Origin of the sequence: Psychrobacter glaciei, assembly GCF_014652895.1 — a bacterium.
Taxonomy (GTDB): Bacteria; Pseudomonadota; Gammaproteobacteria; order Pseudomonadales; family Moraxellaceae; genus Psychrobacter; species Psychrobacter glaciei.
Map to the genome: position 1 here is coordinate 293316 of NZ_BMZR01000001.1, position 14185 is coordinate 307500.

Annotated in this window: 10 protein-coding genes; 7 read left to right on the forward strand and 3 right to left on the reverse strand. The window is 43.9% G+C overall.

The window, feature by feature from the left end:
* Positions 1-228: 228 nt before the first annotated feature.
* From bamA to IE130_RS01415, 5 genes are all read left to right on the forward strand, one after another.
* Positions 229-2661, forward strand: coding sequence for an outer membrane protein assembly factor BamA (bamA, locus tag IE130_RS01395; protein ID WP_189580608.1), 2433 nt, complete (start codon positions 229-231; stop codon positions 2659-2661).
* Between the two features lie 141 nt (positions 2662-2802).
* A complete protein-coding gene (gene lpxD / locus IE130_RS01400) occupies positions 2803-3819 on the forward strand; it encodes a UDP-3-O-(3-hydroxymyristoyl)glucosamine N-acyltransferase (protein ID WP_189580611.1) in 1017 nt (338 codons plus the stop codon).
* A gap of 83 nt (positions 3820-3902) precedes the next feature.
* Positions 3903-4412 carry a 3-hydroxyacyl-ACP dehydratase FabZ gene (gene fabZ, locus IE130_RS01405; protein WP_189580613.1) on the forward strand — a complete coding sequence of 170 codons (510 nt, stop codon included), beginning with the start codon at positions 3903-3905 and terminating at the stop codon, positions 4410-4412.
* A 181-nt stretch (positions 4413-4593) separates the two neighbouring features.
* Positions 4594-5373: an acyl-ACP--UDP-N-acetylglucosamine O-acyltransferase gene (gene lpxA / locus IE130_RS01410; RefSeq protein ID WP_189580617.1), complete on the forward strand. Its 780-nt coding sequence runs from the start codon at positions 4594-4596 to the stop codon at positions 5371-5373.
* 316 nt (positions 5374-5689) lie between these two features.
* Entirely contained in the window at positions 5690-7042 is a 1353-nt protein-coding gene (locus tag IE130_RS01415; RefSeq protein WP_010200218.1) for a sodium-dependent transporter, read from the forward strand.
* 97 nt (positions 7043-7139) lie between these two features.
* On the opposite strand, the gene tgt is transcribed toward IE130_RS01415, so the two are convergent.
* Positions 7140-8291 carry a tRNA guanosine(34) transglycosylase Tgt gene (gene tgt / locus IE130_RS01420; RefSeq protein WP_010200213.1) on the reverse strand — a complete coding sequence of 384 codons (1152 nt, stop codon included), beginning with the start codon at positions 8289-8291 and terminating at the stop codon, positions 7140-7142.
* Between the two features lie 300 nt (positions 8292-8591).
* Here tgt and IE130_RS01425 point away from each other — a divergent pair, with 300 nt between their 5' ends.
* Positions 8592-9155 (forward strand): SOUL family heme-binding protein, encoded by a 564-nt coding sequence (locus IE130_RS01425; protein ID WP_189580621.1) that lies wholly within the window; start codon positions 8592-8594, stop codon positions 9153-9155.
* A gap of 89 nt (positions 9156-9244) precedes the next feature.
* On the opposite strand, the gene asd is transcribed toward IE130_RS01425, so the two are convergent.
* Positions 9245-10378, reverse strand: coding sequence for an aspartate-semialdehyde dehydrogenase (gene asd, locus IE130_RS01430; protein ID WP_189580624.1), 1134 nt, complete (start codon positions 10376-10378; stop codon positions 9245-9247).
* 485 nt (positions 10379-10863) lie between these two features.
* On the opposite strand from asd, the gene IE130_RS01435 reads away from it, so the two are divergent.
* Complete coding sequence (locus IE130_RS01435; RefSeq protein WP_227676096.1) at positions 10864-12042, forward strand: endonuclease/exonuclease/phosphatase family protein; 1179 nt, start codon at positions 10864-10866, stop codon at positions 12040-12042.
* A 646-nt stretch (positions 12043-12688) separates the two neighbouring features.
* On the opposite strand, the gene IE130_RS01440 is transcribed toward IE130_RS01435, so the two are convergent.
* On the reverse strand, positions 12689-14092 hold the full coding sequence (locus tag IE130_RS01440) for a peptidylprolyl isomerase (RefSeq protein WP_189580627.1): 1404 nt from the start codon (positions 14090-14092) through the stop codon (positions 12689-12691).
* Positions 14093-14185: the final 93 nt, after the last annotated feature.

A 14185-nucleotide genomic window follows, 5' to 3' on the forward strand; every position in this document is an offset into this window, starting at 1 on the left:
ACACTAATGGTTTTGCGCGTATCTTGCGCTGATTATTGGTAGGCGTGCTGCGCTCTTTTGTATCGCTGTCTCTGTACTAATCGTAATTTTTAGTTTATTTTATGATGCGTTTTATATAAAGTGTCCTGAGTCTCCCGCGAGTGAGCGAATGATTTCACTCGGATTGGGCTAGACAACATGTGCTTTTTAACTTAACTTCAGCAAGTTTTTTATTGACGGATAGTGTTTATGCGTACGCCTTTATTTATGAGCGCGGCAGGGTTGCCGTTAGTTGTAGCGATGATGAGTATGCCTGTACAGGCGGCAGAATTTGTGGTCACTGACATCGGTTTCAATGGTTTACAACGCCTAACTCCTGATAGTCTCTATCCGGTTTTACCTATTTCGGTAGGCGACACGGCGAATGATAGTAGTCTGGCAGCCAGTATTAAGGCGCTATATGCGACTGATAACTTTGCCGACATCCAAAGCCGTGTCGAAGGCGGTCAGCTACGATTTGATGTCGTTGAGCGTCCAATTATTGCTGAGGTCAGTTTCGAAGGTAATAAGCTCATTCCAAAAGAAGGTCTAGAGCAAGGACTTGGCAACGCTGGTCTGTCAGTCGGTAGTGTACTTAAGCAATCGACATTGCAGGGCGTCGCCAATGAACTACAGCAGCAATATATTAGCCAAGGTTATTACAATAGTAATATCGAAGTTGATCAAACGCTACTGGATGGCAACCGTGTCAAGCTTGATGTGCGCTTCATCGAAGGTAAGCCTGCTAAAGTGGTTGATATCAATGTTATTGGTAACACACATTTTAGTGACGAAGAGATTAAAGACGTTTTCGCTGTCAAAGAGTCGTCATGGACACGTTTGCTGTCTAAGTCTGATCGCTACGCAAAAGAAAAGCTGGCTGCCAGTTTAGAGAATTTGAAAGCGCTGTATCAGAATGATGGTTATGTGCGTTTTAACGTGGATAATGCGGTACTCAATATCAGTGAAGACAAACGCAGCGTCTTTATTGAAGTCAGCTTGAGTGAAGGCGAGCAATATCAGTTTGGGGAAGTGAATTTCTTAGGTAAGCCGACATTTGAGACCAATGAGCTTAAAGAATTGGTTACTTTTGAGCAGAATGAAAAGTATTCACAAGCCAAGCTTGATGCCACGACTGCTTCTCTAAAGAGCCGTTACGGGAATGAAGGTTATTATTTAGCACAAATTCGACCAGTGCCGCGTATTAACGATGATACTAAAATGGTCGATGTCGATTATTATATCGATCCAGCACGTCCTATCTATGTGCGCCGTATTAACTTTACGGGTAATACCAAAACTCAGGATGTGGTACTGCGTCGTGAAATGCGTCAATTGGAAGGGGCGCTCGCCTCTAGCGAAAAAATTCAGTTGTCACGTACGCGTCTGATGCGTACAGGTTTCTTTAAAGCAGTCAACGTCGATGTGAAGCCAGTACCGAATCAGCCAGACCAAATGGATGTGAATTTTACGGTTGAAGAGCAGCCTTCTGGTAGCTCAACGATTGCTGCCGGTTACTCGCAAAGTGGCGGTGTTACTTTTCAGTTAGATTTAACGCAAAATAACTTTATGGGTACGGGTAACCGCGTTAAAGCGGCGCTATCACGTTCAGAAACTCGTGATTCTTATAGCTTGGGTTATACCGATCCGTACTTCACCGAAAACGGTGTTTCTCAGGGTCTGAGTGCCTATTATCGCGAAACCAAATATGATGACAGAAACGTCAGTAACTATGTCACCGATTCTTATGGTGCTACGCTGAACTATAGCTATCCTGTCGATGAAACCAAGCGTGTTAGTGCTGGTCTAAACGTTGATAATACCTCAGTACGTGGTGGTCGCTTCCTTGGCGTATCAAACGTACAACAAATTATCGATGATGGCGGATCGTTTGAAAACTTTACTGGAGACTTCGAAGGTCGTACTGGTTTCAAAAACGACTATCAGACCTATAACTTGCTGTTTGGTTGGGATTACAGCACTTTAGATCGCCCAGTATTTCCGACCAAAGGTATGAGTCATACGGTTGACGCGACCATTGGTCTTGGTGATGCCAATTATCAAAAACTCGTTTATCAAGGCAATGTGTACTATCCACTTTATAAGGATTTAGTCGCACGTGGTTATACCAAGCTCGGTTACGGCAATGACTTACCTTTCTACGAAAACTTTTATGCTGGGGGTTACGGCTCGGTGCGTGGCTATGAAGCGTCAACGCTAGGTCCTAAATCACAAGGCTATTTTGACGCGATTAATAGTGACAGCCGCTTTAAAGACGAAGAGGTCGGTGGTAATGCCTTGGTCAGCTTTGGTAGTGAGCTGATCTTACCAATGCCATTTAAAGGTGATTGGGCAGATCAAGTGCGCCCAGTGCTATTTGCTGAAGGTGGTCAAGTATTTGATACCACGAGTAAAGAAGATCGTACGTTTATTGACCCCAATACGGGTGACCCGACCAAGAATTCAGATGGCAGTGAAATAAAGCTATTAACGCAAGATAATGATATGCGGTATAGTGCGGGTGCGGGTGTGACTTGGTATACGCCAATCGGTCCAATTTCACTGAGTTATGCCGTACCGTTCGGTGATAAAGAAGGTGATGAGACTGAGAAAGTACAGTTCCAGATTGGTAGCACGTTCTAAGTTGCCAGCGCTTATTAGCTTAGTTTAATGGTTTATATTAAGTCAATATTATAAATCAATCAAAAATCTGATCTTCATAGGTCATCGAGTTGATGTTTCAACTTGATGATCCTTTTATTCATTCTAATGTTAATGCCAACTATGATAACGATTGAGCAACTTATCACGCGGATTGAGCAGCGTCAGCCTATCATTAATAAGGCTGATCTTAGTGCTGAACAGTTACAGCTGACACTCAACAGTGTTGGTAGTTTAACCACTGCTAATGATGCACAATTAAGCTTTTTGGCAAATTCTCATTACGTCTCTAGCTTGACCAACACTCAGGCAGCAGCAGTGTTGGTCACTGCTGAATACCGTGACCAAGTACCAGCAATGTCGATAGCGCTGGTAGTGGCAGCGCCTTACTTAGCTTATGCGAGTGCCAGTCAACTGTTTGCTCGTCAAACGCCAGAGGTTGGTATCCATCCTAGTGCGGTCATTGCGGATAGCGCGATCATTGGTGAACACGTCAGTATTGGTCCATTTTGTGTGATTGGGGAAAATACGAGCATTGGTGCGCGCAGTCGTCTTGATGCCCATGTGGTCGTCGAACCCCACAGTACTATCGGTACTGATTGCCTTATCAAGTCGCAAGTCGTCATCGGCCATGACTGTATCATTGGCAATCATGTTAGGCTGCATGCTGGCGTCAGCGTAGGGTCTGAAGGCTTTGGTTTTGCCCCAACCAGAGACCCGAGTATTACGGGCTGGGAGCGCATCGCTCAGCTTGGTCGTGTGATCATCGGCGACCATGCACGTATTGGTAGCCAGACCTGTATTGATCGCGGTGCTATTGATGACACGGTAATTGGCAATCATGTTATTATTGACAATCTTGTACAGGTTGCCCATAACGTGCACATCGGTGATGGGACGGCTATTGCTGCTCACACGGCAATTGCGGGCAGCACGAGTATTGGCAAACGCTGTGTTATCGGTGGGGCAGTTGGTATCACTGGTCATATTGATATCACCGACGATGTGACGTTGTCGGGAATGACTATGGTGACCAAGTCAATTAAGGTCGCAGGGTCATATTCCTCTGGAACAGCTGCCATGCCGACTGCTAAGTGGCGCCGTGCCGCTGTACGCTTTCGTCAGCTCGGCAGTGAATAGTGCCTATACAAGTTCGTCATCCATAAATTTTTTAACATAGCTTTTTACATACAGCTTTTTTAATATAGCAAGGAAGCGTCATTATGAGCAGTACCCATATCGATATCCCATCCGACGAAGACATCAAAAGCTTAGCGGAGCAAGGTCTGACGTTGCCGCTAACCTATCATACGCTCAAGCATTATTTGCCACATCGTTATCCTTTTATGTTGGTAGACAAAATTATCGCTTGTCAGCCTGGGGAATGCATTACTGGTATCAAAAACGTGACCATTAATGAAGAATTTTTCAATGGCCATTTTCCTGATGAACCGATTATGCCAGGGGTATTAATGGTAGAGTCCATGGCGCAAGTTTCTGGCGTATTGGGTTTTATTAGTGCCGGATTGACTGCCGAAGATGGCTATCTATATCTGTTTGCAGGGGTGGATAAGGTGCGTTTTAAGCGCCGCGTCATTCCTGGTGATCAACTGATTATCCGTGCCAAAACGGTTATGCAAAAGCGCGGTATTTATAAATTCGATTGTACGGTACATGTTGAAAATGAGCTTGCTGCGAGTGCTCAAGTCATGATTGCCCGCCAAGAGCAATAATTTATCTTCACTATCTTGGGGTGAAGACTGGCTCAATCGTTCAAAGACTGACGCTTATATCGGCGATAGTACTAACCACTAATCATTATAATCTGAACGGGTATTGGCTTAATTTATAAAGTTAAATTGGTTGTATTTGTTTTACTATTTACTTGCATCAGATGATACAAAGGCCTAAATTATGAGTCAGATCCATCCAACAGCACTCATCTCACCGTCCGCTCAGATTGATGAGACTGCTATCATCGGTCCTTATTGTATTGTTGGCGACGAGGTGACGATCGGTGCATATACGACGCTGCATCGGCATGTCGTCGTGGCAAGACTTACCCGTATTGGCAGCCACAATCAGTTTTATCAGTTCGCCAGCATCGGTGAAGATCCACAGGATTTGAAGTATGCAGGTGAGCGTACTTGGCTTGAGATTGGCGATCATAATACCGTTCGAGAAGCTTGTAGCTTACATCGTGGCACAGCCCAAGATGGTGGACTGACCAAAATTGGTAGCCACAACCTGATGATGGTTAATACGCACATCGCTCATGACTGCTTGATTGGTGATCATAACGTACTGGCTAATAATGTTGGTATCGCAGGCCATGTAACGATTGGCGATCATACGATTATCGGTGGTAACTCAGGTATTCATCAGTTCTGTACCGTGGATGATTATAGTTTGGTGGGCGGTGCCAGTTTAATCTTAAAAGATGTAGCAGCCTTTACTATGGTGTCTGGCAATCCGGCAAAAACTCATGGTCTCAATGTAGAAGGAATGCGCCGTAAAGACTGGTCTAAGCACACGATTGACATCTTACGTCAAGCGTATCGCACGATCTTTAGATCAGGCTTAACGACGGCTCAATCGCTTGAAATTCTAAAGCAAGAGCTATTACCGAAAGAGCCAAAAATTCAGCTGCTTATTGATTCTTTGCAAAAAAGTCGTCGGGGTGTCGTTCGCTAACCAAGTGATAGATAGTGTACGGATAGAAAGTTAGAGCATTACCTTGTTGAAGGTTCGATGAACCAAACGGTTGTTAGATAGTCATAAACATAAAAAGCCATAGCCAATTGTTATGGCTTTTTATGTTTATGACTACTTGACTTTTTTGGTCGCTTAGCAGAAACTGAGCGTTTACGATATTGTAAACAATTCTTTCATAATGTTGCTAGGCGCGTCACATTGAAGCGTTAATTAGATAGTCTGTGGTACGGAGGACTATTTAAAATAATCATGGAAGATTATAAGCGACATTAATTGAAGCACGAGGACAGAAAAAATGGCTATCAATAAACAAGAACATGCACAGTGGAGCTCAAGTTTTGGCTTCGTATTAGCAGCGGTTGGTTCGGCAGTAGGTTTAGGAAACATATGGAAATTTCCATATATGGTTGGTGAAAGCGGTGGTTCAGCTTTTGTTATTGCTTATTTATTCTGTATCGCGCTGGTAGGTTTTCCTATCTTAGTTGCTGAATGGTTGATTGGTCGTCGTGGGCAAAAAAACCCAGTCAATACTTTTGCAGACGTAGCCGCAAGCGAAGGTAAGTCACGCAGTTGGGGTATCGTTGGGGCCACTGGTATTTTGGGCGGCTTTTTGATCCTATCTTTTTATAGTGTGATCGGTGGTTGGGCGCTCAATTATATTACTAAAGTAGGTACGGGAAGTTTTGTAGGTCAAGATAGTGATTCTGTCGCTGCGACCTTTGATGCCATGCTCGCTTCAGCTGGTACGCTGACGATTTGGCATACCGTATTTATGGCGCTGACCGCTTTGATTGTTGGTATTGGTGTGACCAAAGGTATCGAAACCACTGCCAAAGTTTTAATGCCGCTACTAGGTGTGATTTTATTTGTCATCGTGGGTTATAACGTGATAAATGGTGGCTTTGGTGAAGCAGTAGCTTACCTATTTACGCCAGATCTTAGCAAGCTGACCGCTGACGTTATGCTTGCAGCCTTAGGACATGCTTTCTTCACGCTATCTATTGGTATGGGTATCATGGTTGCTTACGGCTCATACTTGGGTCGAGAAGTGAATTTGCTTAAGACTGCACGTACCGTGGTTATTTTGGATACGGTCATTGCCTTAGCAGCTGGTTTAGCCATCTTCCCAATTATCTTTAGCAATGGTCTTGATCCTGCTTCAGGCCCCGGTCTTATCTTTGTGAGCTTGCCGATTGCTTTCGGTAGTATGGGCGCAGGTACGATCATTGGTACCTTATTCTTCTTACTCATTACTTTTGCTGCTATTACCTCATCTATCTCATTACTTGAGCCAACGGTTGAGTTTTTAGAAGAACGTACTCCGATGAATCGTACCGTATCAACCATCGTTGCAAGTACAGTGATTTGGTTATTGGGCATCGCCGCTTTATTATCATTTAATCTATGGTCTGAATTTACGATTATGGGTAATGGTATCTTTGATGCCTTGGACAAAATTACCAGCAAATTCTTATTGCCATTGACGGGTCTGGCGGCGATTATTTTCCTTGCTTGGAAAATGGATCAACGTACTATTCAACAAGAGCTTGGCTTATCGAATGGTGCTTGGCAGCTTTGGCAAATTGTCGCTAAGTTCGTAGCACCAATTGCTGTGATCGTGGTATTTGTAACCTCGTTAATGGGCTAGTACTGATTAATTAGAAATAATAAAAGCAACACACTAAAAAGGGCTTAAGATAATTCTTAAGCCCTTTTTGTATTTATAACTATTTCAAAAAATATGATTAGCGTAAGTTTAGTTCAGGAACCGCTTGTCCACGCTTGCTATAAAACTCAGTGACGAATTCATCAAATTTGTCTTGTTCAATAGCGTCTCTAATACCTTGCATCAAACGTTGGTAATAGCGCAAGTTATGAATAGTCGCCAACTGCGCGCCTAGCATCTCTTTGCACTTGTTTAGATGATATAAATAGGCACGGCTAAAGTTTTGACAAGTGTAGCAGTCGCACTCTGGGTCCAATGTACCTTCATCATTGCGATATTGGCTGTTACGGATACGTACAACGCCGGCATTGTCTAAGTCGCCTGTAACAAAGTAATGACCGTTACGCGCGTTACGAGTCGGCATGACGCAGTCAAACATATCAACGCCGCGACGGACTGCTTCGACAATATCTTCAGGCTTACCAACACCCATCAGATAGCGAGGCTTGTCGGCTGGCATCGCATCTGGAATATAGTCCAAAACATCCATCATCTCGTCTTTTGGCTCACCAACAGATAGACCACCAATGGCATAACCATCAAAGCCGATATCGAGCAGTCCTTCGAGCGACTGCTGGCGCAAATCGGCATACATACTGCCTTGAATAATGCCAAATAGCGCATTGGTGCTGCCCAGTCTGTTGTGCTCATCAACGCAGCGCTGTCCCCAACGTAGTGAGAGCTCTAACGATTTTTTGGCTTCATCATGAGTCGCTGGGTAGGGCGTGCATTCATCGAATTGCATGACGATGTCTGAGTTTAAGCTGTACTGAATCTGCATCGATTTTTCTGGTGATAAAAATACTTTAGCGCCATCGATAGGGGACTTAAAATCTACGCCTTCTTCGGTAATTTTACGCATGGCACCCAGACTGAATACTTGAAAGCCGCCTGAATCAGTTAGGATAGGCTTATTCCAATGCATAAATTTATGCAAACCACCGAACTTATCGATGACTTCAGTACCCGGACGCAACCATAAATGAAAGGTATTACCTAACACGATATCAGCGCCAATGGCTTCAATATCACGTGGCAACATACCCTTGACCGTGCCATAAGTACCGACAGGCATAAAAGCAGGCGTTTGCACGTCGCCATGATTGAGATGAACCGTACCACGGCGTGCACGCGTCTCGCCGCTGGCCGTTTTATGTAAGACAAATTGCATATGATAATCGCTATTTACGCTATGAAAATGGCGCTAATTATAGCATTGTTAGCAGTTTTTTTGGATACGGATGTTTGTTTATCGATAATATAAATCTTCGATATGATCGTGCTATAACCTAAAGAACACAGAGGGTATTACGGAAACACACAGACAGCATTACAAAGTAATTGGTACAGTAGATCATAAACTAATGATAAAAAATCATCATCAAATTTTCTATTTGGATGCCGGAGATGCAATATGACAAAAACAATTCCTCTACTATTAAGTGGTTTATTATTCATACCAGGAGTTGCTATGGCCGTTGAAGAGCCTGATTACACCGTAATAAGTCAGTCGGAAGATTTTGAACTGCGCCGTTATGACCCACAATTGGTGGCTCAAACACTGGTAACTGGAGATCAAAAAGATGCCAGCAATAAAGGGTTTAAAGTATTAGCCGATTTTATTTTCGGTAACAACACTGCACCGACTGGTGGCAGTGGCAAAATCAGTATGACAGCACCAGTTAAGATGCAGCCGTCACAAGAAATCGCAATGACGGCACCAGTCAACATGCAACAGACTGATGGGAAATGGCGCGTACGTTTTGTGATGCCGAGTCAGTATACAATGCAGACATTACCAAAACCGAATAATCCAGAGGTCGAAATAATCGAAGTGCCTGCTCAAACTTACGGCGTTATCAAATTTTCAGGATTTACCGGAAGCAGTAAAGTGGATGATAAGACGGAGGAGTTGCGCACTTGGATGCAAAGTAAGAATCTAACGCCTACAGGTGATCCTGAACTGGCACGTTATGACACGCCATGGACACTCCCATTTTTACGCCGTAATGAGGTGATGATTCGTTATCAGTAAGCGTACTTGCTAAAGTATTAGTTAAATAGCGCCCATAAAAAAGACAGCAGATGCTGTCTTTTTTGTATTGAATTCTTAAGAAAGCCAGCTTAGTTTTTTTGCTCGCGGATAATGTTTAGCATGCGGCGTAATGGCTCAGCTGCGCCCCATAATAGTTGATCGCCAACGGTAAATGCGCCTAGATACTCAGGGCCCATATTGAGCTTACGCAAGCGTCCTAACGCGACTGTCAAAGTTCCTGTTACTGCTACTGGTGTTAAGCGGTTCATGGTGGCTTCTTTGTCATCTTCGACTAGATCTAACCACTCATTGCCACTGCTTTTTAGTGCCGCTTCGATTTCCTCTAACGGGATGTCTTTTTTGAGCTTGATGGTCAAGCCTTGAGCATGACAGCGCATCGCGCCAACACGGACACACATACCGTCGATAGCAATCTTATCAGCTTCAGAGTTACCAAGGATTTTATTGGTTTCGACACCGCCTTTCCATTCTTCTTTGGATTGCTTGTTTTCTAATTGTGCATCGATATAAGGGATCAAGCTACCAGCGAGTGGTACACCAAAGTACTGCTTAGGAAAGCCCTCTGAGCGTTGGGTCTGGGCGATCTTTTTATCAATCTCAAGGATCGCGCTCGCAGGATCAGCCAATTCATCTTTGACCGCATCGTGTAGCACGCCCATGCCGTTGATGAGCTCGCGCATGTTGTTGGCGCCAGAGCCACTCGCTGCTTGATAAGTCATCGCGCTGACCCATTCTACCCAGCCTCTATTAAACAATTCGCCAATAGCCATCAGCATGAGTGATACCGTACAGTTACCACCGATAAAGTCTTTTTGACCATTGGCTAAGGCGCTATCAATGACGCTACGATTGACCGGATCAAGAATGATGATACTGTCATCTTCCATACGCAGAGTGCTTGCGGCATCAATCCAATAGCCATTCCAGCCGCTAGCACGCAGTGGTTGATGAACTTTTGAGGTGTAGTCGCCACCTTGGCAGGTAATAATTACATCACAAGCTGCTAGTGCGTCAATATCATGAGCATCTTTTAGTTGGCTGGTTTGAATACCATCGAAACTTGGCGCATCACCACCAGCATTACTGGTTGAAAAAAATACCGGCGTGATACCGTCGAAATCTTTTTCTTGCTGCATACGTTGTATCAATACGGAACCAACCATGCCGCGCCAGCCTACCAAACCTACTGTTAAATCACTCATGAATCTTAATCCTTTTTTACCGTTATTTATTGCATTGCCAGCCGATAACAATGCCGTGAATGACCATAAAAAGCAAGGCGTTTTAGCAGATTTTGGCTGTTTTTCATACACTAATAACTATGTTCACTATAACTTTACGTTATCATCATGAGCCTACTATGAGATCTGCTGTGTTCATATTACATAAAGTCTGAGAAAAAATGACGAAAAGTATAACAAGCTCAGTATCGTGACTGCGCTGACATTGTAACGTTTTATGGTCAGCTGAGCATATTAACGCTCCGTAGTAGGCGATAGACTGATGAAATGCTAAAGTAATACCAAACCCAAATATACGACTAGCTGTGTCAAACTCGTTTAGTCTACAATGCGTAGTACTTACACTCGTTTTCCTTGCTACTCTAATTTTTGTGAATGGTATAAGCATCTATTCTTATCAAAGATAATCATGATACAAACGTTAGTCACTGGCTGACGATGAGTATATGAATCATTGGCTCAGCCAGCAACTCAATAAATGGTTAATACATATTATGGATCTCTCATTATTATATTATGGCGCGCAGTGGTTAGCTGGACTTATCGCGTTTGTGACGATTTGGGGGTGGTTGCCTCTTGATAATTGGTGGGTGCGCGGCGTTGAGTTTCCCCGTATTCAAATAATGGTGCTTGGGATCATTGCTTGGATTGGCATGTTGGTATTTTGGTCAGACTGGCAGCTGGGGCAGTGGTTATTGTTCGTTGCCTTAAGTCTCACTTTGGCTTTTCAGATTAGAATGGTATTGCCTTACACCAAACTATGGAAAAAAGAAGTACAAAGTGCCAAGAGCAAGCCAGATGGCCAAAATCATCAATTAAAAATCATGGTGTCAAATGTCTTAACCCCTAATGATGAAATGCAAAAATTGGTCGATTTGGTCAAGCAAAGACAGCCGGATATTTTGATTACGCTAGAAAGTGATAAAAAATGGGAACAAGCATTACACCAAATCGAGCCAGACTATCCCTATACCGTAAAAGTCCCGCTGGATAATCTGTATGGTATGCACCTTTATTCTAAGCTTGAGCTGATAGATCCTGAAATCAAATATCTGATGATTGATGATATTCCTTCTATCCACACGCAGCTGCGATTGCAAAGCGGCCGAGTAATTTGGCTGTATTGTTTGCATCCTATGCCGCCAAGCCCGACGGAAGCGGACAAATCAACGACTCGTGATGCCGAACTGCTCATGGTCGGCAAGCATATCAAAGAAAAAAATCAAACAGCGATACTGGCTGGTGATCTCAATGATGTGGCATGGTCAAAGACAACTCGTCGCTTCCAGCGTATCTCAGGACTATTAGATCCACGTATTGGTCGTCATTTTATCAATACATTCCATGTCAGTTATCCATTTTTACGTTGGGCGTTAGATCATATTTTCCATAGTGCTTGCTTTACAGTGGTCGATATCCAGCGTATGCCATCTGTAGGATCCGATCATTTCCCTGTTATGACAACCTTACAATACGAGCCAGAAGAAACAAGTCGACAAGAAGGTAATGCCCCCACGGCACAGGCAGAAGATATCCAAGAGACAGAAAACAAAATTGAAGAAGGCAAAAAAGAAGGCAAAAAAGTCTCAGATGAGCACAGAGAAGAGCAGCGAAGTTTTGGGTAATGGCAAACCTAAGTGACGGGGTGAAATGCGCTATCATGACGTAAGCATATGCTTACGTTAAATAAGGTCTTTAGCCTCTAGTCGCATCAAACTGATTGCCTTAAAATACCACCATCAACACAAGGATACGCATGGATGCAGTGTTGAGACCGTATCAATAAAAGCACAGGTCAGCCCGCTGTCTTATAGGATACTGTTTGTGACTTAGGATGAGTCAACAAGGAAGAAATAACAACAATAATATGAAGCGCCATAGCCCCGAACCAATCGCCCTAGGTTCGGGGCTTTTCTTTGTGTGTCACTATTAGTTGATAAATCTCAGCTTCTAGCATATCAAGGTTTGAGAGCATTTAGATATAGTCAGTGAAAAGTAGTATCGAACCATCACACACTGCTGATATCAATTTTTCTTGCTTGCTTGCTGTGCCTACGCAGACAGAGGCTACAAAAAATTGATATCAGCAGTATCGTCGCGTTTTTGGGGTATTTTGACTATACGATAGTTTGAGTTGAAGACATGCCTTAGGGTAAAAGAAAAAAGCCTATGCGTTGTTTATACAAAAAAAGGGTACATGCAATGGCATATACCCTTTTTTTGATTTAGAGATTTTACTGATGCTCAGCTTGCTAGCGTCTCGTCAAGCAATTAGCCAAGCACCTGAATATAAGCGCCAGCACGTAGCTCTTGTAGCCAATCTTCTTTGGCTTGTGGTGCTAGACGTTGATATAACGCTTGACGTGCCATGTTACGGCGATATTGCTCACTAACATCTTCTTGACGCTTACCTTCTACTTTTAAGATATGCCAACCAAATTGGGTCTTAAAAGGAGCAGAATAATCACCAACTGCTGTGTTTTTCATCACTGCTTCAAATGGTCCGACCATATCTTCTGCGCTTACCCAATCCAGATCGCCACCGCGTCCTGCTGAGCCTGGATCATCCGAATAGGTTGATGCCAAACCAGAAAAGTCAGCGCCGCTGCGTAGTTGCTCATACAGATCATTAATCTTCTGCTCAGCAAGGGCATCCGTTTGTAGCTCATCGACTTTGATCAAAATATGACGAGTGTTCCATTGCGGTATGAGCATTTTATCACTTTCTTTTTTATCAGCAAGCTTAATGATATCAATGCCTTCAGGTGTCAATAGCGGGGCACTCACTGCGCCGACATCGAGCTTAGTAATCTCGCTCGATAACTCTGTCGGTAGCGATGCCGCTTTATGAAAGCCCATATCGCCACCTTGTATAGGGATAGCGTAGCTGCCTTGACTGGCAGTAACGGCTGCAGCCACGTCGACATTTGGTTCTAATAAGCGTGCACGCAATGCCTGAGCCACTTTGAGTGCTTCAGCACGCTGGGCTTCTGACAGTCGGCTGTAGTCATCCATATAAGGGACGCGTACATGAACAGTTTGGTACTCGCTTTGGTTCAAACGTTTGGCTTCTGGAGAAGCCAAAAATGCGTCGATATCTTGCTCACTAATACGCACACGACTGCTGATTTGGCGTTGCTGCAAAGACTGAATGGCGGCATCTTCAATGAGTTTGGCTCGTAGGGTCGCGTAGCTCCCAGGTTGGTCGGCGTCTAAGCGTTGCTGTAAAGCAGCAATACTACCAAGCCCTTCAGCTTGAGCAATTTGACCAAGACGCTGATTGATATCGGCTTCGTTAGGATTTAGACCCACACGTTTGACCAGTGACAGCTGCAGCTCACGCAAGATGAGAGCATTTAACACTTCAGACTGTAGCTGTGCTGAATTGGCAATCGGTTCACCAGCAGCTTGTGCCCGTGCTTGTGTTTGGGTGATCGCATCAATCAAGTCGCTTTTTAAGATAGCATTTTCATTGACCAAAGCAATGATGCCATCGGTACTGTTTGCTGGGGTCAAGCGATTGACGTTACTTTGCTCAGCGCTAGCATTTGTTTTAGATGCTGTTGCAGAATTAACGGTGGCAGCTTGCGCGCTGAAACTAAGTACAAGGCCTGCACTCATACTCATAGAAAGCAGTACGGCTCGGCTGGTCTGACGTAAAGAAAAAAATCTCATGATGCTCCTCATCAATGTCATCGCATCGGATGGTAGTCGGTCAACGCTATCTAATATCTTTAATAAGCAAATATTGTCTAAGGTTGCCCATAA

What these genes read in the sequence shown, in the direction of transcription:
- bamA (WP_189580608.1), top strand. Translation starts at nt 229, where the DNA reads ATGCGTACGCCTTTATTTATGAGCGCGGCAGGGTTGCCGTTAGTTGTA.
- lpxD (WP_189580611.1), top strand. Translation starts at nt 2,803, where the DNA reads ATGATAACGATTGAGCAACTTATCACGCGGATTGAGCAGCGTCAGCCT.
- fabZ (WP_189580613.1), top strand. Translation starts at nt 3,903, where the DNA reads ATGAGCAGTACCCATATCGATATCCCATCCGACGAAGACATCAAAAGC.
- lpxA (WP_189580617.1), top strand. Translation starts at nt 4,594, where the DNA reads ATGAGTCAGATCCATCCAACAGCACTCATCTCACCGTCCGCTCAGATT.
- IE130_RS01415 (WP_010200218.1), top strand. Translation starts at nt 5,690, where the DNA reads ATGGCTATCAATAAACAAGAACATGCACAGTGGAGCTCAAGTTTTGGC.
- tgt (WP_010200213.1), bottom strand. Translation starts at nt 8,291, where the DNA reads ATGCAATTTGTCTTACATAAAACGGCCAGCGGCGAGACGCGTGCACGC.
- IE130_RS01425 (WP_189580621.1), top strand. Translation starts at nt 8,592, where the DNA reads ATGGCCGTTGAAGAGCCTGATTACACCGTAATAAGTCAGTCGGAAGAT.
- asd (WP_189580624.1), bottom strand. Translation starts at nt 10,378, where the DNA reads ATGAGTGATTTAACAGTAGGTTTGGTAGGCTGGCGCGGCATGGTTGGT.
- IE130_RS01435 (WP_227676096.1), top strand. Translation starts at nt 10,864, where the DNA reads ATGAATCATTGGCTCAGCCAGCAACTCAATAAATGGTTAATACATATT.
- IE130_RS01440 (WP_189580627.1), bottom strand. Translation starts at nt 14,092, where the DNA reads ATGAGATTTTTTTCTTTACGTCAGACCAGCCGAGCCGTACTGCTTTCT.